At 31.7% G+C, this 25,805-nt stretch carries 21 protein-coding genes and 1 pseudogene (1 of these 22 running past the window's edge); 2 read left to right on the top strand and 20 right to left on the bottom strand.

Going from position 1 to position 25,805, the window contains the following annotated elements; all coding sequences use genetic code 11:
- Positions 1 to 7 precede the first annotated feature (7 nt).
- From NST35_RS06710 to NST35_RS06620, 19 genes are all read right to left on the bottom strand, one after another.
- A complete protein-coding gene (locus tag NST35_RS06710; protein WP_002457659.1) occupies positions 8 to 1,696 on the bottom strand; it encodes an extracellular solute-binding protein in 1,689 nt (562 codons plus the stop codon).
- Between the two features lie 11 nt (positions 1,697 to 1,707).
- Entirely contained in the window at positions 1,708 to 2,664 is a 957-nt protein-coding gene (locus tag NST35_RS06705) for an ABC transporter permease (RefSeq protein ID WP_002470606.1), read from the bottom strand.
- Positions 2,661 to 3,752 (bottom strand): ABC transporter ATP-binding protein, encoded by a 1,092-nt coding sequence (locus NST35_RS06700; RefSeq protein WP_002457660.1) that lies wholly within the window; start codon positions 3,750 to 3,752, stop codon positions 2,661 to 2,663. Before NST35_RS06700 ends, NST35_RS06705 begins: the two co-directional genes overlap by 4 nt.
- Before the next feature lie 350 nt (positions 3,753 to 4,102).
- On the bottom strand, positions 4,103 to 4,717 hold the full coding sequence (locus NST35_RS06695) for a phosphatase PAP2 family protein (protein WP_340747280.1): 615 nt from the start codon (positions 4,715 to 4,717) through the stop codon (positions 4,103 to 4,105).
- A 12-nt stretch (positions 4,718 to 4,729) separates the two neighbouring features.
- On the bottom strand, positions 4,730 to 5,803 hold the full coding sequence (locus NST35_RS06690) for an undecaprenyldiphospho-muramoylpentapeptide beta-N-acetylglucosaminyltransferase (RefSeq protein WP_002457662.1): 1,074 nt from the start codon (positions 5,801 to 5,803) through the stop codon (positions 4,730 to 4,732).
- Between the two features lie 17 nt (positions 5,804 to 5,820).
- Positions 5,821 to 6,324 carry a GNAT family N-acetyltransferase gene (locus NST35_RS06685; RefSeq protein WP_002446437.1) on the bottom strand — a complete coding sequence of 168 codons (504 nt, stop codon included), beginning with the start codon at positions 6,322 to 6,324 and terminating at the stop codon, positions 5,821 to 5,823.
- Positions 6,325 to 6,658: 334 nt separating this feature from the next.
- Entirely contained in the window at positions 6,659 to 8,134 is a 1,476-nt protein-coding gene (locus NST35_RS06680; protein ID WP_002457663.1) for a S41 family peptidase, read from the bottom strand.
- Between the two features lie 345 nt (positions 8,135 to 8,479).
- Entirely contained in the window at positions 8,480 to 8,704 is a 225-nt protein-coding gene (locus tag NST35_RS06675) for a YozE family protein (protein WP_001831241.1), read from the bottom strand.
- The gene (locus NST35_RS06670; RefSeq protein WP_002457664.1) at positions 8,704 to 9,204 is read right to left on the bottom strand and encodes a PTS sugar transporter subunit IIA; all 501 of its coding nucleotides are present in this window, start codon (positions 9,202 to 9,204) and stop codon (positions 8,704 to 8,706) included. Before NST35_RS06670 ends, NST35_RS06675 begins: the two co-directional genes overlap by 1 nt.
- 12 nt (positions 9,205 to 9,216) lie before the next feature.
- A complete protein-coding gene (gene msrB, locus NST35_RS06665; RefSeq protein WP_002446440.1) occupies positions 9,217 to 9,645 on the bottom strand; it encodes a peptide-methionine (R)-S-oxide reductase MsrB in 429 nt (142 codons plus the stop codon).
- A complete protein-coding gene (msrA, locus tag NST35_RS06660) occupies positions 9,638 to 10,165 on the bottom strand; it encodes a peptide-methionine (S)-S-oxide reductase MsrA (RefSeq protein WP_002457665.1) in 528 nt (175 codons plus the stop codon). Before msrA ends, msrB begins: the two co-directional genes overlap by 8 nt.
- Before the next feature lie 102 nt (positions 10,166 to 10,267).
- Positions 10,268 to 11,116, bottom strand: coding sequence for a fatty acid kinase binding subunit FakB2 (gene fakB2 / locus NST35_RS06655; RefSeq protein ID WP_002500978.1), 849 nt, complete (start codon positions 11,114 to 11,116; stop codon positions 10,268 to 10,270).
- Between the two features lie 9 nt (positions 11,117 to 11,125).
- Positions 11,126 to 11,611, bottom strand: a complete 486-nt coding sequence (dfrC, locus tag NST35_RS06650) for a trimethoprim-sensitive dihydrofolate reductase DfrC (RefSeq protein ID WP_002457667.1) — start codon at positions 11,609 to 11,611, stop codon at positions 11,126 to 11,128.
- A gap of 41 nt (positions 11,612 to 11,652) precedes the next feature.
- Complete coding sequence (locus tag NST35_RS06645; protein WP_002457668.1) at positions 11,653 to 12,609, bottom strand: thymidylate synthase; 957 nt, start codon at positions 12,607 to 12,609, stop codon at positions 11,653 to 11,655.
- Between the two features lie 320 nt (positions 12,610 to 12,929).
- Positions 12,930 to 13,592 (bottom strand): ABC transporter ATP-binding protein, encoded by a 663-nt coding sequence (locus NST35_RS06640; protein WP_002457669.1) that lies wholly within the window; start codon positions 13,590 to 13,592, stop codon positions 12,930 to 12,932.
- Positions 13,593 to 13,607: 15 nt separating this feature from the next.
- The gene (locus NST35_RS06635; RefSeq protein WP_002446446.1) at positions 13,608 to 14,657 is read right to left on the bottom strand and encodes an ABC transporter permease; all 1,050 of its coding nucleotides are present in this window, start codon (positions 14,655 to 14,657) and stop codon (positions 13,608 to 13,610) included.
- 201 nt (positions 14,658 to 14,858) lie between these two features.
- On the bottom strand, positions 14,859 to 15,296 hold the full coding sequence (brxA, locus tag NST35_RS06630; protein WP_002457670.1) for a bacilliredoxin BrxA: 438 nt from the start codon (positions 15,294 to 15,296) through the stop codon (positions 14,859 to 14,861).
- 51 nt (positions 15,297 to 15,347) lie between these two features.
- Entirely contained in the window at positions 15,348 to 15,608 is a 261-nt protein-coding gene (locus NST35_RS06625) for a NifU N-terminal domain-containing protein (RefSeq protein ID WP_001831110.1), read from the bottom strand.
- An 11-nt stretch (positions 15,609 to 15,619) separates the two neighbouring features.
- On the bottom strand, positions 15,620 to 15,814 hold the full coding sequence (locus NST35_RS06620; RefSeq protein ID WP_002446447.1) for a zinc-finger domain-containing protein: 195 nt from the start codon (positions 15,812 to 15,814) through the stop codon (positions 15,620 to 15,622).
- Between the two features lie 250 nt (positions 15,815 to 16,064).
- Between NST35_RS06620 and NST35_RS06615 the strand changes: the two genes are divergently transcribed.
- Together NST35_RS06615 and NST35_RS06610 are read left to right on the top strand one after the other, a co-directional pair.
- Positions 16,065 to 16,769: a queuosine precursor transporter gene (locus tag NST35_RS06615; RefSeq protein WP_002457671.1), complete on the top strand. Its 705-nt coding sequence runs from the start codon at positions 16,065 to 16,067 to the stop codon at positions 16,767 to 16,769.
- Positions 16,770 to 17,094: 325 nt separating this feature from the next.
- A complete protein-coding gene (locus NST35_RS06610) occupies positions 17,095 to 17,490 on the top strand; it encodes a ribonuclease HI family protein (RefSeq protein ID WP_002446449.1) in 396 nt (131 codons plus the stop codon).
- Positions 17,491 to 17,662: 172 nt separating this feature from the next.
- Here NST35_RS06610 and ebh read toward each other — a convergent pair.
- Positions 17,663 to 25,805: pseudogene (ebh, locus tag NST35_RS06605) on the bottom strand (hyperosmolarity resistance protein Ebh) (it continues 22,306 nt past the right edge of the window).

Genomic DNA, 25,805 nt, shown 5'->3' with positions numbered 1-25,805 from the left:
CCACCTCTTAATAAATAATTTGAGTTCCTTTTTTATCTCTTTGATTTTCAACGTATCTTTCAAATTGATTTAAGCCTGCCTCTTCTAAACGTTGCTTAGCACTATCTATAATTTGTTTCGCTTCTTTGTCTGATTGAGAATAATATGCACGTTTAATAGCGTCATTATAATCATCGAGTGCAACTTCTAAATCTTCGCCATATTCATATTTAGATAAGAATGACTTTACTGTGAGTCCGTTTACGATTTTGGCGTGTTTCTGTCTTTCATCATAATGCCACATATCAGCAATCTTTTCAGGAGTCGTCTTTTTCGTTTTTGTATTATCTCCGTATTCAGTTTCACCGAAATCAGCTTTATTATCTATATCAGTATAACCAAGATGATCTGCCCAATAAGAACCCGCACCTCTAAAACCACGTTTTTTAGCTTCGTTTGGATTATTTTCAACTTCTTTTAACACTTCAGGTTTAACATGAGGGTTACCTTTCTTATCTAACGTATAGTCACGTCCTTTAATACCGTACTGACCGAGTAATTTACCTCTGCGACTTGCAAGGAAATCAGCGAGTTTAACGACGTCTTCAGGATGTTCAGTCGTACTTGGTACAGCCCAACCGTTTGCGCCTGATTTATATGGCTTTTCAACTCTAAATTTACCTTTGACTGTATTGAGTGGCCCAAGTGGAACGTATTTCATACTTTGATTTTCAGTAACATAGTTATGTAAATCTGAAACAATGCCCCATGAGCCATTAACGAGTCCTTCTTTTGCTTTATTTTCTTCCATTGTATAGAACTCTTTTGTCATTAAGCCTTTCTTCATAAGGTCTTTAACGTAATGTACACGTTTAAGTGGATATTCGGTTTGTGATTCATGTATAATTTTCTTACCTTTATTTAAAAATTTCTCATCAGACTGACCAGTCCACACAAGGTCATTATAGAATCTAGTACGATCGTCACCGCCCCATGCTGTTGGGCCAATAGGTGTGATTTCTTTACCATTATCATCTTTGAAGTGGTGTTCTTTCATCTTTTCGGCAAGTTTTTCTACATCTTTGGACGTCTTGATAGAAGCAGGGTCGATATGAAGTTTATCCATGATATCTTTTCTGACATAAGGACCACCTACAGTGCGACGTTCTTCTTGTCCTGGATGACGGTTAATCCCCATATGTACAAGGTACGTTCCATCTTGTTCTTTATTAAACATGATGTTATCTTTCGTATCTTTTGGTAAATATCCTTTTTTGAAATACTTACTATAAATTTTTGTGTTTTTAAGCATTTTCGTTAAGTCTGTGAGTCGACCTTGTTTCGCTGCTTTATTTAGTACTTTCATTTCAGGTCTTCCACTATCGTCTAAGTAATAAACGATGAAGTCGGGTAAATCTCCTGAAGCGAGTCCTGAAGTTAATGCTTCTGTGGAATCTTCATTAGAAACGGTTTGAAGTTCTAACGTGATGCCAGTCTTTTTCTTAAGTTCTTGAGCGACTTCTTTATTCTTTTTAGGGGAGGCATCGTTATCACTTTGAAACACAAGTCCTTTAAGTTTTCTATCTGCAATCCATGTATCTGGTTTACCTTTAGCATCTGCTTTTCTTTTCGCTTCATCTTGCGTTTTATCTTTGCTACATGCTGTTACGAACAAAATGACTGCAATCATTAAGATGAGCATAGACTTTCTAAACATGTACATTCTCCTTAATATAGTGATGTATCCAGTTTCTTATCTGCGAATTTATTAATAATGACGACAGCGATAAGTCCTATCACACCCTGTAATAGACTAATCGCAATTGCGTAACTGAAATCGCCTTGCTCAATACCAGTACGAATCACAAATGTATCCAGTATTTCTGAAACGTTAGCGTTACCTGGTGTTTTGAGTAGGTAAATTTGATCGAACCCTGCTTTTAAAATATCGCCTAGAGAAATGATGAATAAAATAACAATTGTTGGTGTTAACATAGGTAAGGTAATATGTATAATTTGTTTGAAACGATTCGCGCCATCAATCGCAGCTGATTCATAAATTTCAGGATTAATACTCATAATTGCTGCAAAGTAAATAATGGAATCCCACCCTACATTCTTCCATATATAACTAGAAAACATGATGGTGTGGAAATACTCAGGGTTCATCATAAAGTAAGTCGACCCGTCGCCACCAAATTGATGGATCAGTTGATTCATAAGTCCATCATCTGGAGCGAGTAATTTCTTGAAAATACCGATAACTACAACCCAAGATAAAAAGTGAGGGATGTAAAGTACGCCTTGAAATAAACCTCTGATCTTACCTAATTTAGAATCTTTAATTTCGTTAAACATAATGGCTAAAATAATTGGAAATGGTAGAGCTAAAATCAATTTCATGCCACTTATAATTAGCGTATTCATAATAATTTGAATACAGCGAGGGTCAGAGAAAAAGCGTTTAAAATAGTATAGCCCTTTCCAATCACCGCCGATGATACCAGTATCGAAGCGGAAATCTTTGAATGCCAGAACAAGACTTGTCATTGGAATATAGTTGAAAATCAAGAAAAAGAGTAAACAAGGTAAAATCATTAAGTAAAGTACTTTGTGTTCCCACATTCTTTTTAACAAAGGTTTTTGATGAGCGGATTGAAGGCTTTGTTTTTTGTTTTTACTCATGATAAAACCTCCTCTTGTACTCTTTCGCCTGAATCAGAATCGAAAAAGTGTGCATCTTCCGTTTTTATACCGAAGGAAACTGTTTGTTCTAATTCAAAATCCAAATTACTATCTACAGCTGCTATGATTTTATGCTCATTGTGATGACAGTGAAGTAATTTGTATGAACCAGTTAACTCAACTAAGTCTACAGTGAATTGAGAAAGTTGGATTGGATAATTACTTATTTCGTTATCATTAACAAGATGTAAGTCTTCAGGTCGTATACCAAGTCTGTATTGTGCATGCGATGCAAGTTGAAGTAATGTAGCATCAGCCACTTTTTGTCCATCGAAGTACCAAGCATCCATGTTGTAGGTCATTGGAACCATATTCATTGATGGGCTACCAATGAAAGTGGCAACAAATTCATTGACAGGATGACGATAAATTTCTTCAGGCGTACCAATTTGTTGTATTTCGCCTTGTTTTAATATGACGATACGTGATGCCATTGTCATAGCTTCAGTTTGGTCGTGTGTCACGTAAATCGTTGTTGCTTTCATTTGTTTATGTATTTTTATAATTTCGCTTCTCATGTTACTTCGTAATTTAGCATCTAAATTAGAAAGTGGTTCATCCATGAGAAAGATTTGAGCTTCTCTAACGATAGCTCGACCAAGTGCCACACGTTGACGTTGTCCTCCAGATAAGGCTTTAGGTTTACGGTCGAGGAGGTTTTCAATTTCTAATATTTGAGCTGCATGTTGAATTTTTTCGTCATAAATTTTCTTCTTGATTCCTCGCATTTTTAAGCCGAAAGCTAAATTTTTATAAACTGTCATATGTGGATATAATGCATAGTTTTGAAAGACCATAGCAATCTTACGATCTTTAGGTTGTAAATCGTTGATTACTTTATCGTTGATACTAATTGTCCCTTTGCTCACATCTTCAAGTCCTGCAATCATACGTAACGTTGTTGATTTCCCACATCCCGAAGGTCCTACAAATACTACAAATTCATTGTCCTCAATATCTAGATTGAAATCTTTAACTGCGTGACTACCATTGTCGTAAACTTTGTTTAAATCCTTGATTTGTATCATGTCTTTGCTCCTTTGAAGATTTAATCACAAGTTCAGTATAAGTAATCGCTATTAAAGTAAACTTTTTTCAAATTTAAGTTTTCGTAAATCAAAATTTTTTGTTTGTAATTTTTCAAAAAACAAAAGACTTAAAACATTTATAAGACAACATTTTAAGTCTTTTATTAACAAAAATGAAAACAAAGAAATTAATATAAGATAAATATTATTAACATTGAGCTTACAAACAATATTTATTTAAAAACGCCGATTTGAATATACTAAATAAACCACTAAAATCATTGTTTACTCACAATCATTTCAGTGGTTTGGTCAATACCTATTTAATTTAAAATTCCAACCGCGCTTCTTTATAAAGCGAGTTGTTTTTTCAACATTAACGTTGATAAAACAATGCAGAAGGCACCACCAATAATGCCGGCAATAATATCTGTAGGGTAATGAACGCCTAGGTACACTCTAGAAGTTGATATTAATAAAATGAAAAGTGCGCATAAACCAATTAACACGCCTTTAGAGATACCCGAATCATGACGGTTTATTACATATATAGCGCTTCCAAAGAATGAAGTTGAGCCCATAGCATGACCACTTGGAAAACTAAAGCCGGAAATGTCAATTAAACGCAATAATGTTGGACGTTCCCTATCAAAGATATTCTTTAATAGTGGATTGAGTGTACTAGATAAGCTCATTACTACTACAAAGAATAATGTCTCAATCTTGAAACGTTTTAGCATAAGGTAAGCAACTAATAATAAGGATAGCGCAACCATTGCCCAAACTTCACCAATTTTTGTTGCACCTAACATAATAGATGTGGTAATGAAACTTTCAGATGAATAAATAAATTCATATACTTCGTTATCTATCCATTTTCCAAGCCTTGACTCATGAAAAAAAGCTATTATACCAAAAATAAGTGTAAAAACAATCAGCAATGAAATGCGTTTCCATCGATTCATTATAGGTGCCCCCTACTTGTTTAATGCATCATGAATAATTTTATCAAATAAATCTTCTTTCGTGTAACTCTCTTGATATGTTTCCATTTGTTTAATAATAGATTCACGATGTAATTCAATATCATTTAATTCTTGCAATAAGTTAACTTCTGTAAGTTGATCTTCAGGAATATGACGACCATAACCCTTAGATTCAAAGTTTTTAGCATTATCAATTTGATCTCCTCTTGATTGATCAAGTCCTAAGGGGATGAGTAGCATCGGTATTCGTAGCGTTAAAAATTCATAAATTGCGTTAGAACCTGCGCGACTTATAACAGTATCAGTGATTGCTAATAAATCAGTTAAGTCGTCTTTAACAAATTCAAATTGAACATAACCTTTTTTATTAATTGAGTCATCAACAAGCCCTTTTCCAGTTAAGTGTATAATTTGATAATCATGGAGAAGTGCCTCAATATTTTGACGAATGATATTATTAAGTTTTTTACTACCTAAACTTCCACCCATGACCAATAACACTTTTTTGTTTTTATCAAAATCAGTGAGTTGATAACCTCTTTCTTTATTCCCTTGTTTTAAGTCCTCACGTACAGTAGCTCCAACAAAATCAGCTTTATCTTTTGGAAGATATGCAAGTGTATCTTCAAAGGTTGTGTATATTTTCTTAGCAAATTTTAAAGAAATTTTATTAGCTAATCCAGGAGTTAAATCTGATTCGTGTATGATAGTTGGAATTTTTAAAGAACGTGCGGCTATAACTACCGGAACACTAACAAAACCACCTTTTGAAAAGAGTAAGTCTGGTTTTTGTTTTTTAAGTATTTTACGTGCATCTAAAATTCCTTTCAAAACTTTAAAGACATCTTTTGCATTTTCAAAGGATAGATAACGACGTAATTTACCGCTTGATATTGGATAATATTGAATATTAGGGAGTTGTGACTCTATCATTTCTCTTTCAATACCATGTTTTGAACCAATATAAAATGCTTCGTGTCCTTTTTCAATCGAAGTAGGAATTAAACTTAAATTCACTGAAACATGTCCTACTGTTCCTCCACCTGTATATGCAATTTTTGTCATAATTACAACCTCTATTCTTATATGTTTTTATAATAAGCATAAAAAGGTGCCCCTCTATCAAAAGGATGATAATCTATCTCTATCTCATCAACTTTAGTAAAACCAAACTTTTCAAATAATCCTTGAGCAGGTTTATTGAGGGCAAATGTATCCGTTAAAATGACATGAATATCATGTTCATTTGCTAAGTCCATGGCAAATTGGAAAAGTTCAGTCGCAGCACCTTTATATTGTTTTGATCCAGCTAATCTGTGAATAACGTATGCTCCATTTCGATTAACAGGCCAATCAATGTCATCATACCACTCCGATTGGTTTTGGTCGATAACAATAAAACCATAAATTGTATGATCAACGTCTAAAACGTATAGTGTTTTATTTTCGATGTCTTCTTCAAAATGCTCTTTCGCGGGATATTCATCATCCCATTGGTTGTTGTTGAATTCTTCCATAATCTGTTTAGCCTCTTTGACTAATTGAGTAATACTAAGTAAATCATCTTTAGTTGCTAATCTAATCATCTTACTAAAACACCTCTTTTTTAAAATTTTAACGAGTGGTAACAATAAATTTAAATCATATTGATACTTTCAAGACTCAATCAATTAACGAAAATCTGAAAATGTTAAGAAATGATTGGGACCATACCTTAATAGGAATAACTTTTATAAAAGTTGTATTTCCAACTAATCAGAATTATCAGATATGATTAAGAGCCTGTACATATACTATATGTCTCAGGCTCTTAATTCAAACGTGAATGGTTATTAAATTTAAGAAATCCAACTCTTTAAGAATGATATTACACTTAAAGAGTTGAATGCGTTCTTTTCGTTTAATGGTTTTCTCGCAAGTTTATTTTAGTTTGTTTAGTAAATCGTTTAAAACAGTATCTTTTTTATTCGCTTTTTCAACAAGTTTTTCAGTAAATTTATCATTTGTTTTTTTATCAAAATTGCCATTAACTTTTAAATTATTGTCTTGTTGAAATGTTTTAATAGCGGATTCTAATTGTTCGTCAAATATGTTTGTTTCATTATCAATTTGATAACCTAAAGCTTTTAGACCTATTTTCATCGTTTTAACATTTTTATCTTTTTCACCCTGATGATAAGTTTTGTTATCTGGAATGACATTGAGTGATTGGTATTTTGGTGTCGAGATACTAACATCTGGTCTAATTCCTTTACCATGTATATAATGGCCATCAGGCGTTAGCCATTTCATCTCTGTATATTTAATTAATGAACCATCACTGAATTCACGAGTGGTCTGAACGATCCCCTTACCAAATGTTTTAGAACCATAAACTTTAGCTTTATGATAGTCTTTCATAGCACCTGTAAACACTTCTGAAGCACTAGCTGATCCCTCATTAACTAAGATGGATACTTTCATATCTTTTGCTTGTTTTAGTGCTTGATTAGAAGTTTTTAATTCTTCCCTATCCTTACCTTTTTCCAATTGAACGACTGTATTTCCCTTATCAATAAAGATGTTTGCCATCTTGACTGCTTCATCTAATAAACCACCCGGATTATTTCTCAAATCTAAAATGATATGACGGACGCCTTGCTTATGCGCTTTGATGATTGCAGATTTGAGTTCACCAGAAGTATTGCTCTGGAATTTATTGATTGTTAGAACGCCTACATTGTCCTTTTTCTCATACTCTACACTCTTAACGTGAATGGTATCGCGTTTAATCTTAATATCCTTTTCTTGCGAACCACGTTTTATAGTTAAAGTAACATATGTTCCTTTTTTACCTCTGACCATTTTAACAACTTGATCAAGTGGTTTACCGACTACCGAATGATGATTCACTTGTGTGACGATATCTTTAGGTTGAATACCAGCTTTTTCTGCTGGTGAATCCTTCATTGGACTAGTAACACTTATCTGTTCATTTTTCTTTTGCATTTCGGCACCTATGCCAACGAAATCACCTGATACGCCTTCATTAAATTGTTTTGTTTCTTCAGCAGTCATATATTCTGAATAGGGATCTTTCAGTTCTTTAACCATACCATCTATGGCAGATTGAGTTAATTTATCAGAACTTTGCTTTTTGTAATAATCTTTATTAAGTGTTTGATAGACATATTCAATTTTTTTTAAATTTACACGTTGTTCTTTATTTAAACCACTTTTTTGATGGCTAATTAAAATCGTTGATACTACAGTTATGATAGATGTTAAAAGAATAATGCCCAAAATAATGAGTATGAAATGCCATAATTTAATTTTTATTTGCTTGCTATTTTTAGACGGTGTTGATTTTGTATTATCATCTTGAGATGTTGCATGATTTTTTTGATAATCATTCATGGTATCACATCCTTTTACGTTCATATTGAGTTATACAAAATATAAATTCATAGGTTATATTTATACTTAATCATTAACAAGTTATTGAGAAATTTTCATCTTGTATGTATTCGAATATTTTTAATTATGATGTATGTAAGTGAAAATCACATGAGGCTTGAGTAGTACATGCTAAAAATTACTATATTAAACGTATGTTTCATTGAGAAAACAGTGTAATTATTCTGTGTGCATCTAACAAAAGTTATAACTAAAAAAGTGTAGAGTTTGAATCCCTTTACATTAAAACACCTGAGACAATGAGTCGTGTCCCAGGCTCTATCAATATTTATTAATGAAAAGAATTTAAAACTTCAACCATTCCGTATAGTCATCATACAAGTCATCAAATACAGACATTGGTAGGGTGAATTCGCTATGTGTCTCAATATATTCAGATAATGTATTAAAATCATCTTCGTGTTTTGGAAAGGCAAGGTCTTCAAAAATTTGCTCAGCAAAAACCCCTTTATCATCTTTTCTTCCACGCACGGTCATAATAAATTGATAAAATGAATAATTCTTAACCATTAGCTTACTGTCACATCAATAACTTGTGTTTCCCCTTTAACTACTGCCTTTACGTCTTCAATATGAATTGATTCAGTTTGATCAGAGTTTGTAATAATAATAGGGGAAATAATAGATTTTGCATTATTATTAATATATTCTAAGTCAAAACGTATAAGAGGATCGCCTATTTTAATGTCATCCCCACTTTCAACAAGTACTTCAAACCCTTTGCCATCCAATTGAACGGTATCTAATCCGATATGAACTAATAACTCTAATCCATTTTCGGCTTTTAACCCTACAGCATGTTTTGTTGGAAAAACATTATCGACTTTGCCTTCAATCGGTGAAACAACCTCACCCTCTGTAGGATTAATACCAAAGCCTTCTCCCATCATTTTTTGCGCAAAGACTGGATCAGGAATATCTTCAATCTTGACATACTCACCTGTCAAAGGTGCGTAGATTTTAATGTTTTTGTCAATTTCTTTACCTTTTCCAAATAACTTTTTAAACATGTAAATGCACTCCTATTTTTTGAAATGTTTAATTAAATCTCCATATCCTAACTCTTCTAGTTTATCATAAGGTATAAACTGAATCGCAGCAGAGTTAATACAGTATCTTAAACCACCTTTTTCTTTAGGTCCGTCATTAAAAACATGTCCCAAGTGGCTATTCGCTTTTTCTGATCGAACTTCAGTTCTAATCATACCAAATGATTTATCAACAAGTTCTACGATTTCATCATCATTTAATGCTTTGGAGAAACTTGGCCAACCGCAATTAGATTCAAATTTATCCTCTGAAGTAAATAATGGTTTGCCGGACAATTTATCAACGTAAATTCCTTTTTCAAAGTGATTCCAATACTCGTTTTGAAAAGGAGGTTCAGTACCATTTTCTTGAGTGACTAGATACTCTATGTCATTCAGTTCATCTTTGTTTTTTTTAATCATTTTGAGACCCCCAGTGTGATTCGATAAATGCTTTTCTACCAGATCCACGTTGGTATTGTTCATAATGCGTAGGATTCTTTTTGTAGTAATCTTGATGATATTCTTCTGCAGGATAGAAATTTTTATATGGTTTAATCGGTGTGATCACCGGTTTTTTAAAGATACCCTCTTCGTCAATTTGTTGTTTCTTTAACTCGGCAGCTTTGCGTTGATTCTCATCATGATAAAAAATGACAGGTTGATAGCTTTCACCCCTATCAAAGAACTGCCCTCCGTCATCAGTTGGGTCAAATGTTTTAAAATATACGTCTAAGATATTTTCAAATGTTGTAATATCAGGATCATATTCAATTTGTACAGCTTCCACATGTCCTGTTTGATTTGTGCATACCTGTTCGTATGTTGGGTTTTCTACATGTCCTCCACTATATCCGGAAACGACTGATTTTATTCCAGGATATGAGGTGAAGGGTTTAACCATGCACCAAAAACAACCTCCAGCTAGTGTCGCATATGCCATGTTATATTCCCTCCTTAAGTTATCTGTTTGTTTAAATTTACGCTATATTGTCGGGAATTTAAAGTATTTAACTCAGAATCTTATATGTGATTTTGTGACAACTTAGTTCAACGTATCTCTTAATACCACAAGTCCAATTGCACCTTGTCCAGTGTGCGTCGAAATCACTGGAGTTGTTACATTAATATCAAATTGGTTAAAATCAAATGATTCTGTAAATGATTTTTTGATTTTATCAACGAAATCTTTAACGTTGGCGTGAGCAATCCCTATTGATTTAATTTTATGATCTTTAACAAAATCTGTAATTTCTTTTTTTAAATATTGGACACTAGAGTTTTGAGTTCTAGAATTATGCACTAGTTCAAGTTGACCATCTCTTAAAGTTCCGATTGGCTTAATTTTCATAATGTTTCCAATTAAACCTTTTGTTTTACTTATCCTGCCACCTTTAATGAGTTGATTAAGCTGACCGATAACCACAAACAGTTGCAAGTTATCACGTAATTGTGTCATTTCTTCAACTATTTTTTCTGTTGATGTACCTTGACTTATTAATTCAACAATTTGCTTAATTTGATAGCCTAACCCAAACGAAATAGATTTAGAATCAATCACTGTAATATTACCATCTACCATATGACTCGCTTGAACAGCAGTATTATAAGTACCACTTAAACCTGACGAAAGATGAATACTTATAATTTCAACGTCATCTTGAGCTAATTGCTCATATGTTTCAATAAATCGACCAATAGGTGGTTGACTTGTTTTGACGTCTGCATCATTTTCAATATAATCGATATACTCACTTGAAGAGATATCAACTTGATCAGTGTAAGATTTTCCGTCGATTGTCAGGCTTAATGGTATAACATGAATGTTATGTTGTTCTAAATATTCATGTGATAAATCAGAGGTTGAATCTGTGACGATAATTTGTTTAGCCATAATTGCCTCCTATTCCCCTTTTCTACGCACTAAATGTAAGAATGTATGCGGTATAGTATTTTTTTCATCTAGTTGACCTTCCACTAAAGATTCGACCTCCCAGTTTTCAAATGTGTACGGTGGAAAGAAAGTGTCTCCTTGAAACTTCCCATCTATTACTGTGATATACATATCATCTACCTGGTCAATCATTGCTTCGAATAACGTTTGTCCTCCAAATATAAAAACATGACCAGATAACTCTTTAATTTCATCAAGAGAGTTTATAACATCTACCCCTTCATGGTGAAATGAAGCTTGGTTAGTGAGCACAACGTTACGTCTATTTGGCAGTGGTTTCCCGATAGAATTAAAAGTTTTTCGTCCCATTACAAGTGTATTTCCAGTGGTCAGTTGTTTAACATGCTTTAAATCATTTGGTAAATGCCATGGTAATTGATTTTGGTACCCAATGACTCTTTGTTTATCGTGAGCGACAATTATTGATAATGTCATGGTATACCTCCTTTCTGTATGCGAAATATTAATGCATCTTTTTATACCGCAATAGGTGCTTTAATAGCAGGGTGTGATTCATAATTTATCAATTCTAAATCTTCATAATTAATATCAAAAATTGATTTATCTGTATTAATTTTTAATTGAGGTGGTAGATAACTTTCTCTTGATAATTGTGTATGTATTGCATCCATATGATTGGAATAAATATGTGCATCTCCAAACGTATGAATGAATTCACCCACTTCAAGTCCACATTCTTTTGCAACAAGATGTGTCAGTAAAGCATAACTTGCAATATTGAAGGGAACACCTAAAAATATATCAGCACTTCTTTGATATAATTGACAATTTAATTTACCCTCTTGTACATAAAATTGAAACATTGTGTGGCAAGGTGGTAATGCCATTGAATCGATTTCAGTAGGATTCCATGCTGAAACAATGTGTCGTCGAGAGTTTGGATTGTTTTTAATTTGTTGTATAACTGATTTTAATTGATCATAATGATTACCATTTTTATCTTCCCAATCTCTCCATTGTTTACCATAAACATTCCCTAGGTTGCCATATTTTTTAGCAAATGCATCATCGTTTAATATACGTTCTTTAAATTTTTTCATTTCTTCTTTATACTGCTCGTTAAATTCAGGGTCTTGCTGAGAACGATGTCCAAAATCTGTCATGTCTGGTCCATGATAATCAGCAGACTGAACATAATTTTCAAAAGCCCATTCATTCCATATATTATTATTATATTTAAGAAGGTATTGAATATTTGTATCTCCTTTAATAAACCATAATAATTCAGTTGCTACTAATTTAAAAGAAACCTTTTTGGTTGTAAGTAAAGGAAACCCTTTGGTTAAATCGAAACGCAATTGATGCCCAAATTTGGAAATTGTCCCTGTATGTGTGCGATCATCGCGTCTATTCCCTATTTCTAATATCTCTTCGCATAAGCCATGATAAGCTTCGTCGAATGGATTATACATGCGTACAACTCCTTATAAAAATATGTATTATATTAATGAACATTATACTAGAAAAGATGTATCGATAGAAGAGAGAGGGTTTTGAGTTTATAAAATTTTAAACCTTTTATGTAAAATATCTCATATAAAACAAGTTAATAAATAGGAATGTGTTGAATTGGTTGTTCGATCTTGACAATATGAATTTGAGTTGTGAAATTTTCTTACATAAGATTTTTTAAAGACTCAATGGACTGTTTTTTATAAAAAAACCGAGTCACAACAAATGTTGACTCGGGAATTTCAAATATGAAATGCAAGTAATTGTGAATATTTTATTTCTATTGGAGTGAAAGAAGTCCATCCTCCATGAAATATGTTTTATCACAAAAATGAGTTAAACGTTCATCATGAGTAACAATCACACATGTTTTATTTCTTTCTTTCGTTTGTTCTTGAAGTATTTTCATTACAGCCATTGCATTATTCGTATCTAATGAAGCGGTAGGTTCATCTGCTAGTATGATTGATGGATTTGTGTAGATAGCTTTAGCTATTGCCACACGCTGTTTTTGACCACCGGATATTTGATTTGGTAATTGATTGGTAATATCCGATAAATTTAGCTGTTTAACCAACTTTTGATATCCATCTTCACTTAATGTATCTTTTTTATATTTGCCAAGAAGTTTGAATTGTTGTTCGATTGTTAAAAAAGGCACGAGATTCGTCGATTGTAATATAAAACCTATTTCGTTAATTCTTATTTTTGATAACTGCTTTTCAGATAATATTGATATATTTTTGTTGTTGATGTAAATATTTCCTGAAGTAGGTCGTTGTAAGGCGCCAGCCATAGTTAAAAATGTACTTTTCCCTGAACCTGAGGGTCCCACAATAGCAATCAGTTCACCCTGAATTATTTTTAAATCGGTAGGTTTTACTGCCTGAATTATTTGATTGCCGTCTCTGAAAGATTTGCTCACTTGTTTGAACTCTAACATGTTTATGATTCCTTTCTATCCAATTGCTTTAAGTGGATTTATTTTTATTATAGACAGAACAGAAAATAGACTGCCTAATAAAGAAATAATGATAAGAACAATTCCATATATCAACATCGTTAATAAATTAAAATGAATTGGAACGACACTCGGCAGAAATGTGCCTGTTAATAGTGTTAAGAGAAATCCAATGATTGTTCCAATTAAAGATAATATGAAAGTTTGAGCAAAAACCATTTTTGCTAAATAGCCGTTTGTAAAGCCTTGTGCTTTAAGTACACCAAATAAGTGTGTTTTTTGGAGCGTTATAACATATAAGAATACGCCAATAACTGTTGCTGAAATTATAAATAAAAAAACGATCATAAAGTTCAAAGTTAAATTTTGAGCTTTATAGCCAGGAAGATTTTTAATAAACTGCGAGATTGAAATACTTTCTAAATCTTTGTTAAGTTTATGATTTTTCCAATTTGAGTCTTTGACTACTATGGCATTTGTTTTATCTTTTGATAATTTGGGATTAAGTTTCTCAATGGTTTTATTATTAGAGAATAGCACGGGTGAAGCATTATATTTAGCACTTTCTACAATACCTACCACTTTTAGCTTTTCATCTGATTGAGATAAAGATAAGATGTCACCTATTTTGAACCCCTTATCGGCTAGTGATTGATCAATGACTACTTCATTTGAACTTTCAACTTGATGACCTTTAATTATAGGAGGGATTAAAAATGATTTGTGTGTAACGCCGAAAAGTAACGCGTTTTCTTCGTGATGATGGTTTGAGATAATGACCCCTTGTTGTTTTAATGTGGTTGATTGTTCATAAGTATTTTGCACTTTGGATATATTGAATAAGGATTGCTCTACAGTTTGATTAGCATCTTTTTTTAAAATGATAGCGTCTGCATTCCACTTTTCTATACCTTCAGTATTCATTTTAATAAGGCCGTTTGCAAGTCCAGACAGTAGGAATAATAAATAACTTATAAGTACTAATATGCCAATGACTAAACTGAATTTAATTTTATTTCTTTTTATTTCATTCCAAGCTAAAAACATGAATGATGCACCTCAATTTTTTACATAATCGTTGGTAGAGAAAGTAATCAAATAGAATGAGTTAAAGAACAATTACATTTAATATGTAAGTATGATTGTAATTGAAAAAAATAGGACAGGATTCATGTTGAATCGACTGTCCCACTCTAGTGAATGATATTAGTTTTAGTGATTCTTTGACATAGCTAGACAATATTAAGTTTATTGACAATTATCGTCAAAAGCATCTTTTAAATCCATAGCTATATCATTGATGTCGCGCCCTTCAATATGTTCTCGAGGTATAAAATGAACTAAATGTTGACCTTTAAATAATGCGTATGAGGGACTTGAAGGAACTTGTTGGATGTAATCTCTCATTGTTTGTGTTGCTTCTTTGTCTTGACCAGCAAATACTGTTACTTTATGATCTGGTTTTACTTCATTTTGTTCTGCAACTGCAACAGCTGCTGGACGTGCTAATCCTGCAGCGCAACCGCATGTTGAGTTGATTACAACAAATGTTGTGTCATCATTATCTATATTTTGCATATATTGATTGACATCATCACTCGTTTCAAGACTTGTGAATCCATTGTCTGTTAATTCAGCTCTCATTTGTTGTGCAAGTTCTTTCATATAAGCTTCGTATCCATTCATCATAAAATGCTCCTCTACTATAAATTGTTTCTAATTGTACTATATAGAAAATTAATTGCTTTTAGCGAACGTGTTTTCTATTTGTGGTAATAATTCATTCCAGTTAGCGTTATCTTCTTTATCAATTGATATAAAATCCAAAACATAAAATATTGATTTAACACCTTCTATTTCAAATAATCGGTTAATAAATTCAGGTTGACCTTCTTGAGCGGCAGTATATGTTGTAGATGAGTTATCTTGACGTGGTTCACTCAAAGAAACTTTCATTGTATTATGATTAGGTGTTTCTGAAATTGCTATAATCTCCATGTGACATCCTCCTATTGTAACTCATTACCAATTTGTTTAATTTGTTTACCGACCGTGCATTCATTTATACAAAAATGATGTGCTTGTGTTTTACCGTGAGTTTTTCTATTGTGCTTTTTTAATGGACATTGGTGACAATAAATATTCATCAATTGGTCGATGTGTTGAATTGCTTGTTGTTCTGTATAAGTGAGTATAGCTTCCACTTCCCTTAGCTATAGACTATTTATAATATATACTCATTTCACATGTTTGTATTATAGCATTTATAAGTTGGGAATTTGAAATAATCAATTTTAGTTTTGAGAAAATTGATAACTTAGATGTTGGTTTAAGTTAATATTTATTTACTCTTTTTTTTAGCATTGCATTAAAGATAAATTTTAAGTAAACTAGTATAGTTAATTTTGGCGGTTTCTAAACACCCGCTTTAACAAAATTTAGGAGGAAAATGATATGTATAATGAAATATTTGGTATTGCGTCATTTATTGTTACATTCGCTTTAATGGTACTGATGTATCGTTGCTTTGGTAAACAAGGACTAATTGCTTGGGTAGCAATAGGAACGATTATCGCTAATATACAGGTCATAAAAGCAGTTCATATTTTTGGTATTACGGCTACACTTGGAAATGTCATGTTTGCTTCGATATATTTAGCTACTGATATATTAAATGACATCTATGGTCGTAAAGTTGCTAAAAGAGCAGTGTGGCTTGGTTTCTCTTCAACCTTAGTAATGATTATAGTCATGCAAATGTCATTGCATTTTATTCCTGCTCCAGTAGACAATGCGCAAAACTCATTAAAAATGATTTTTGATTTAGTGCCTAGAATTGCTATAGGTTCCATTATTGCTTATATAATAGGCCAACATATTGATGTATTTATATTCAGTATGATTAAAAAGATATTTAGCTCTGATCAAACCTTTATTATTAGAGCATATGGTAGTACCATTTTAAGTTCTATTATTGATACCGGTTTATTTGTTTCAATTGCTTTTATTGGTACTATGCCAGGTACTGCTGTTTTTGAAATATTTATTACAACTTACCTGTTAAAATTAGTGTCAACAATTTTTAATGTACCATTTGGATATATTGCTAAGTCTCTATATCGAAAAGGAAAGATAGAACAATTAGATAATGGGTATTAATATTTATTGTATTCGATATGTAGATATACAAAAAACGAAACAGAATTCCTTGTGCTGAACTAGCTTCGAAATTCAATTTGATTTGTCCGTAGAAATTCCAAGTGAAATTTTCAATGATAGGACGTACGACCAAAGTTAAATAAATCTTAATAAAAGGGCTCAATATAGACATCAATGCCCTATTTGTTAGCAGAACCTCTAGTATATATGTTATCTTAGGTTCTGTTTGTTTTTGATTTAATTTTTAGCGTTTCGTCTTTTTAGTTTGATACAATATAATAGATACATTTTAGCGAGTAGACAATTCTGAAGAGGAGTAAAAGTAATGGCTAAAATACATTTTGATGCTGCGACTAAAGGAAATCCCGGCCGAAGTGCTTGTGCGATTATTATAAAAGAAAATTCACAAAGATATGCATTTACCCATGATTTAGGTGAAATGGATAATCATAGTGCAGAATGGGCAGCAATGTTGCACGCTTTGGAACACGCACGCGAATTAAAAGTATCTAACGCGTTACTTTATACTGATTCAAAATTAATTGAAGATAGTATGCTACAAGGTAAAGTTAAAAATGCTAAGTTTAAAGTTTATTTTGAAAACATAGAAATCTTAGAGCAAAGTTTTGATTTGATGTTTGTGAAATGGATTCCACGAAAACAAAATAAAGAAGCGAATCAACTTGCTCAACAAACACTATACAAACTTACATCACAATAATCTAAAGTGTTAATATGATATATTACGTATTTAATTGTTTGTTCAACCTCACCAATAAGATTTCGGCTTTGAAAAGCTTATTATAATACGTTCGTACTCAATAATCGATGATTAACACAAAAACAAGCCCGAGGCATTAAGTCCCGGGCTTGTTCTGTGTTAAAGATATATTTTACTTTTTAGAACGCTTTTTGTTTTTTACAACTTTTTTAGTTGATCGAGGCGTTTTCTTCTTTTTAGAAGCAACTTTCTTCTGTTTAGTATCATTGTTATCACTATTTAGTTTACGTTTAACGACGGGGATTGAATGAATATCCTCTTCACTCAATTGCTTTTCTTTAGATTTCTTATGTTTAGCAACAGGAATTGAATGTTTGTCATCGTTTTGTATTTGTTCTTCTTTATCTATTTTACGCTTAGTTATTACCATTGGATCTATTTTATCAGTATCTGAAAGACGAATGTCTTTGCGATGATTTTTTATCGATTGTTTTTCTTCTTCTTCTTTTTTACGTCTTTTAGCTAAAACTAACCAGAAACTAGAAAGTAAACCAGTTAATGTAATAACACCTACAGTTTTTCCAAAATTATCAACTAAATGTTTGAATAGGCTATCATTATCATTCTTATGAAGTTTTGGTTGCTGTGTCTCTTTATTGTTTTTTCCTGGTTCAACACCCGTTCCTTTTAGAACTTCTTTGAATGATTCAGTTTGTACGATATGATTTGCAACATCCTTTTCCCTTAATCTAGCATCAAGTTTTGATTGAAGATCATTAAAGTTATGCAAAGAATCCTTGAAAGATTGATTTGTAATATTTACATTTACTTTCATGATTTGCTCTATACCTTGTAACAATGCTTTGTGTACATCTTGTACGGTATGTGCATCACGAATTGAATTCATCGTTTCTAGTTGAATTTGTTTAATTCTATCAAGTGCCCATTGTTTTATTAAGTAAGAAGCAGATTGATTATTTAATATTTGCTGAGTTTTATTTATTACAACATATCCTAATTTATGTTCTGCTATATGTTTTTCACCTAGTAAATGTGCCTTGTTTATAATATGTTCATATCTATTATTAAACTCTTGATGTAATTGATTTAATTCTACTAAATTATGAGCATGATCGACTTTTGCTAAAAATTCTTTTTGTAGTGCAGTTAACTGTTTATCAAACTGAGTTTTTTCTTTAGAAGTCAAACCTTTTATTGTTTCGATTTCTTTGAAACCATTTTGGATTTGAGTATTAACATCAGTAATGATATCCTTTTTAGCTTTATTTAGCGTAAAGCGTTTAGGATCAAATTGATCTATTTCTTTAAAATCAGTTCGTTTTACTGTTTCAATATCTTTAATCGATTTTGAATGATTCACTTTATCGATAGCTTGCTTTTTCAATCTTTCAATTTCAGCTTTTGCATCTTCACGTTGAGTAGACGTTAATTCGTTATTAGAATCTATATCTTTGATTTTTTGTTTTACCAGAACATCAATTATTTTTATAGCATCATTTTTAGCTATTTGTAATTCTTTTTCTACAACTTTCACTGGAACATTTACAGTGATATATGAGCCATCAGCTAACATAACCTTAACTATAGCGGTTAAGTGATCAGCTACTTTATCAGTCTTTGGTAATGAAACAATATTTGCTTTAAGTTCATCAGTTAAAGTCATAGCTCCAATTATAGCTTCTAATGAAATCGTTTCATCTCTGTGAACAACCACCTCACTTGTTACTAGAGCATTTTGAAGGCTCAATTCAGGTAGTTCAAAAACTAATGGTTGTTGATCAGTATCCCAAATAACAATATGAGCTAAAGTATTAAATGCATGCTCTTTATTGTTATTGATATCATCAATTGAATTAGAATTTTCGATATGTTGAAGTGCATCTTTTTCTGTTTTATCAATATCTGCTAAAGCATGTGCTTTTTGAGAAGGTGTTAAATCAGTGTTGTTATTTATTGCATCTCGTTTCTTTTGTGATAACTCTTTTATCACTTGTTTAGCTTCTGCTTTGGCGATAACTAATTTTTTAGTAGTATCAATGATTCCATCTAGTTTTGTTGTAGCATTTTCTATTTGTTGTTTATTTATAGCTTGATGAATTTCATTCTTAATTTCATTTACTAACTTCTTAATTTGAGATATTAGTTTATTTTTTCTTCATTTGATAAGTTTGGATTTTGACTAATTAAGTGATTTATATCTTCAACTTTTTGGTCAATCATTTGATTAGCATCTAGTTTTGCTTTAGGCAATTCATCTGCATGTATGTGTTCAATTGCAGATTGCCCTTCATCTTTTGCTTGATTAACTAAATCATTTGATGTTGCGTCATTAATATTAGAAAGCGCTTTTCTAGCTTCCTCATTTACCATTTGTTTAGCTTGATCTTTAGAATTTGATGTTGCATTAGCATGTTCAATTTCATCAAGTTGACGTATAAGCGTTTCTTTAATGTCATTATGTGCTTTTGCTTGAGCATCTTTAAGTCTTGCGATTCCATTTAAAAGTGCTCTAGCATCATCCATATTTTGAATCATACCAATTATGATATTAATGTCTTTATTTGTACCGTTTTCTTTGTCAAGAACATTATTCGCTAAGTTGATAGCGTAATCATATTGTAATTTTAGGTCTTCATCGGCATTTAAATATTCGATGTTGTCTCTTGTAGTTGCTGTTAATTGAGTTACATGTTCTTTTAAACTTTGCATAGCATCATTTAATTCAATTGCATTATCAACAATTTGGTTAATCATTTTAATGTCTTTAGACGCTCTAATCTGATTAATTACTGCAGCTTTTTGAGCATTATTAAGTATATCTAATTCTTTAATAACATATACTTCAGATTTTTGTTGATGTTCTTTTAGACGTTGTTCACCATTTAATTGATCTTTTGCATTATCTATTTGTGTTAAAAGATGCTGAATGTCATTGATATTGACATTTGTACCGCTATTTTTATTTAACACGCCTTTAGCTTCTTTTAAAGCTTTGTTAAATTGACGTTTTAAATTATAATCAGCATTTCTATAATTTAAACTTGCCTTAACGGGATTTACTAAAGTTTTAAGTTGATCTCTCAATAATTTCATTTTATCGTTTAATTCTAACGTTGATTGAGTGAGCTGAGATAACTCTGTTAAAGTATTTGCTGCATTTACCTTGTTTGTGACATCTTCAAGTTGCGCTTTATTTAAATCTTTTAATCCTTTTATTAATTTTAGATCTTTGCTTTTCTCAGTTGCAAGTCGTTGTTCACCATTTAATGTATTTTTTGTATCGTAAATGGCTTGACTAAGGCCTAATACTTCTTCAATCGTTGCTGGATTTTCTGAAGTTTTAGAGCTTGTTGCACTTGCTTGTTGTAGTGCCTCATCAAATTCAATTTGTAAATTCTTATCTGCATTAATATAATTCACACTATTTGGAACAGAAGATGAATTACTTTCTATAGTATCTTGTAAGTCTTTCATTGCATTATCTAAATCACTAGCATTAGATAATGTATTTGCTAAAGATGATAAATCATCAGAGGTGTGAATATTATTTTCAGCAATATGACGTTGTGCATCATTGATATAAGATAAAGATTGTACATATTGAATTGCTTTATCTTTAGCTTTTGATAAACGTTGGATACCATTTAAAGCATCTTTAGTATCCTCAATCACTTGTTTGAGTCCCTCAATTTGTATTTCATCTAAGTTTTTACCAGTTTCTTTTGCAAGTACTTTTCTAGCATTACTTAAAGCATGGTCAAATTGTTGTTTTAAATCTTCATCTGAATTTATATAATTTGAGCTTGCTTGGACAGGAAGAGCTTGATTATTAAGTGCATCTCTTAAAGATTTCATTGCATCATTTAAATCAAATGCTTGATTCACGATTCTAGACAATTGTGCAATAGAATTAGTATTCATAATTTCATCGTTTGCATGTGTGAATTGAGCTTTATTAATAAATTTTAAACTATCAATTAGTTTTTCTGCTTTTGATTTTGCAGCTGTTAAACGTTCAATACCATTTAGTGCATCTTTAGTCTTGAATATATCATCTTTAAATGTATCAATTGAATTGAAATCTAAGTTCTGACCTTGAGTTTTGTTAAGCACATCACGTGCATTGTTGATAGCTTGTGTAAAGTTATCTTTGCGTAGGTTGTCGGCGTTAATGTAATTTATACTTGCTTTGGTTTGAGCATAGTTATTAACGATTGCCTTAGCTAATTCACCCATAATGTCATTGAGGTTTGTACCTTCGTTGACAAGATGTTCTAATTCTAATAAATCATGCGATTGCGTTACTTTATCCTCTAAAGCAGACTTTTGAGCATTGTTTATTTTATCTAGTGATTTGATATATTCTAAAGCTCGTGGTCTAGCATGATTTAATCTTTCGAAACCATTTAACGATGTTTCTGCATTTATTAATTGTTGTAACGCCTGTTTTGCTTCATTTTGGGTTGCGTTAGTTTTTTGTATATCTTGTCCATGTTCTAGTGCTTCATCATAAGCGATAATTTTGTCATCGTCGGCTTGTCTATAATTATCACTATTTTCAACAGAATCAGCATGATTAATGAATTGTTCTAATTTACCCATTACTTTGTTTAATGCCTGAGCATTGTTACTAGCAGTAGCGATTTCTTCTAGTTTTGTTGCGTTTTTAACACTTTCTTTCGCAGTTTGTTGTTGTAATGAATTAAGATGTGTTAATTGGTCAATTGTTTGATTAGCATGAGCTTTAGATTCTTCAACTCGCTGATCACCATTTAGATTTTCTGATGCTTGAGTTAATTGTTCTAGTGCTTGTTGTACTTGATCTAAACTTACATTTGAGCCATTTATTTTATCAATGATTGCTTGAGCATGTGAAACAGTTTGGTCTACTTTTTCCTTTTTATCCTCTGAAGCTTCAGTGTAATTAGGCAAAGTAGTATCTGTAATCACTACTTGAGTTTTATCTTCAAGTGATTTCATGGCTTCATCTAGGACTTTAGCTTGTTGCAGAAGTTGCTTAACTTCAGTTCTTAAAGCTGCGTGAGAAATCATATCTTTTATAGATTGCTTTTGTGCATTATTAAGATAATTCATATGTTTAATTTCATCATTTGCATTTGATTTGTCATATGATAGTTTTTCTGCACCAAATAGTATTTTTTCGTTAGCTAAGACATTATCTTTAACAATATCGACCTTATATGGTTCTAATGTTGGATTTGTTGTCTGATTAAGTAGTTGTTCAGCATCAGCAATAACTCGATCATATTGTTGTTGATATTTTGAATCTTCATTTAAATATTTACTATCGTTCAATATATTATTTTTATGAGCAACTACTTGTTGTAGTGCTTCCATAGCTTTATCAAGAGCTTGAGCATTATCTAAGTTCTTCGCAACTTGTTCGCGTGTTGTAGCATTTGTATTCGCATTTATCATGACATCGCGTTGAGCAACATTAAGATGAATTAGACCATTAATTGCATTAGCAGCATCTTGTTGTGCATGAGTAAGTTTCTGATCACCATGTAAGTTATTTTGAGCAGTTTCAAGTTCATAAGTTATGCTATTGATTACTGTTGGATCCATTTCAGGATTTGTTTGTCTATGAATGATTGAATCAACATGATTTTTAGCTTGTTGATATGCCTCTTTTTCGGGTTGATCTTCGTTAATGAATCGACTACTATCTAACACTTTATCTACATTTTTATAAAGTTTGTTAAGTGCTTTCATTGCATGATTTAATAATTTTGCTTTTTCAATCGCTTGCGCAACTTCTGTTCTCGTTTTAGCAGTATATATTTGATTAGATATTGAACTGCTTTGTTGTGATGTTAAATCATCCAATTTACTTAATTCTTTATCAGCTAAATCGATAGTTTGATAAAGTTTTTGTTTACCTCTGAGTTGTTTTTTTGCTTGATTAACTTCGTTGATAGCATGCTCTATATCTTCAATAGATAACGTTGGATTTACTGTTTCGTTAAGTATTTCTGTCACATGATTAACGGCGTTATCATATGTTTCTTTAACATCAGGGTCTTCGTTAATATAGTTACTTGACTGTTTAACTTGCTCTTTATCTTTGATACTTTCTTCTAAATTCTCCATGACTTGATCGAGTAGTTTTGCTTGGCCAATAATAGCAGCAACTTCAGTTCTGGTAACTGGGCTATTAATTTTCTCATTTAATACGTTTTGTTGCGCTTGATTTAAGTGCGTCAATGTAGGTATAGATTGATGTGCGTTTTGCTTATCAGCATCTAACAATTCAACGCCATTTAAGTCATTATTCGCTTGATTTACAGCATCCGTTAGTTGCTTAATTATTTCTTTATCCAGTGTTGGATGTTGTTCATTGATAATATTTTCGACTTCTCTAATTGCGTGATTATATTGCTCTTTTTTATCATCACTTGCATTAATATATTTGCTCTCTTGTCTTACAGTTGATTGATTTTGAATGCTGTTTCTTAAATGCTTCATAGCATCATTTAGAGCTTGCGCACTTTGAAGTTGTTCAGCTATTTTTTCTCTTGTTTGAGCTTTATTAACCAATCTATTTATGGCATCTCTTTGTGGTGCATTTAAATCGTTTAAACTATTAATCAATAAGTTTGCATTTTCTTTTGCTTGTTGTAATTTATGTTCTCCATCGAGTGCATTGATGGCTTGCTTTATATTATTGATTGCATTCTCTATTTCGTCATGAGACATCGTAGGGTTTGCTACTTGATCAATGATTGATTGTGCATGATTAACTGTATCGTTGTACATATTTTGAGGTGTACTATCCTCGTTTATATAATTGTTTGATTGTCTCACATTATCTTGTTGAGCAACGATATCTTTAAGTTTTTTCATATCATTATTTAAAGCTTTCGCTTTGTTATAGATATTATTTACTTGTGAAACTATAGTTGCTTGTTCAATTTCATGAGTTAATGCTTCTTTTTGAGCTTGATTGAGGTTATCTAAGTGATTGACTGCAAAAGTTTTTGAATTTTTATTGTCATTCAATTCACGTTCACCATGAAGTGCATCTTTAGAAGTTTTTACATTTGATGCTGCATGTTCCACCTCTAAAGGATTCATAGTTGGATTAGATGTTTGATTGATTATTTGTTTTACACGATCAACGGCATTGTTATATGCAGTTTGTTTACCAACAGTTTCATTAATGTAGTTACTTGTTTGTTTAACATTATTTTCATCAGTGATACTTTGACGTAAAGTATTCATTGAATCGTTTAAAGCTTGTGCTTTATGAATTACTTGATGTACTTCAGAACGGGTATGAGTTTGTTGAATTTCTTGATTTAATTGTTCTTTTTGAGCTTGGTTTAGACCAGCCATTTGATTAATAGTATTGATGGACTGTTGTTGAGCTTGTTCTAGTTTTTGTTCGCCATGTAAATCATTTTTAGCTTCAGTAATTTTATCAGCAATAGTGTTAATATTAGCTGGAGACAAATTTGGATCTGTTTGTTCAGCAACTATGTTTTTACCTCTATCTGTATATTCATCAAAGTTAACTTGTTGAGAAGTATCCTCATTAATATAATTACTCGTTTGTTTTACTGCGTCATTACCAGTTAAAGCATCTTCTAATTTTTTCATCGCTTCATTAAGTTGATTTGCTAATTGAACTACTTTTTGTACTTCTGGTCTAGAATTAGAGTTTTGAACTTTAGTTTCAAGATTACTTCTTTGCGCTTGATTTAAGTGATTTAACGCATTTAATGTTGCTTGAGCGTTTGTCTTGTCATTAGCAAGTTTTTGATCACCATGTAAATTATCTTTAGTTTGTTTAACTTCATTTAGTACACTTTGAATCGCATCAATTGCCATTACTGGTGTTGGTTGATCATTAATTATATTTTTAGCTTTATTAACAGCTTGATTATAAACATTTTGCTGTTCAGAATCTTCATTGATGTACTTACTACTTTGTAAAACATCAATATTATCAGCAATAGATTCTCTAAGTGCTTTCATTATATTATTTAATTGTTTAGCACTTGCAATTTTTTCTCCTACTTGATTTCTTGTTGATGCACTGAAAATATGATCTAAAATCGTATCTTTTTGTCCGTTCGTCAAGCTATTCAGATTTTGTAGTTGTTCTGAAGCTTCTTTTTTATCTTCTAATAGTTTATTACTACCATGTAAATCATTAAGTGCTTGTTTAATATTTGCAATAGCTTGATCTATTTGATTTTTATCCATGATAGGAGGATGAGCATTTATCAAATCTTTTGCTGCTTGAATTGCATGATTATAAGCATCCT

Origin of the sequence: Staphylococcus sp. FSL W8-0304, assembly GCF_038006565.1 — a bacterium.
Classification (GTDB): Bacteria; Bacillota; Bacilli; order Staphylococcales; family Staphylococcaceae; genus Staphylococcus; species Staphylococcus epidermidis.
This window is presented reverse-complemented; position numbering and strand designations above follow the sequence as displayed.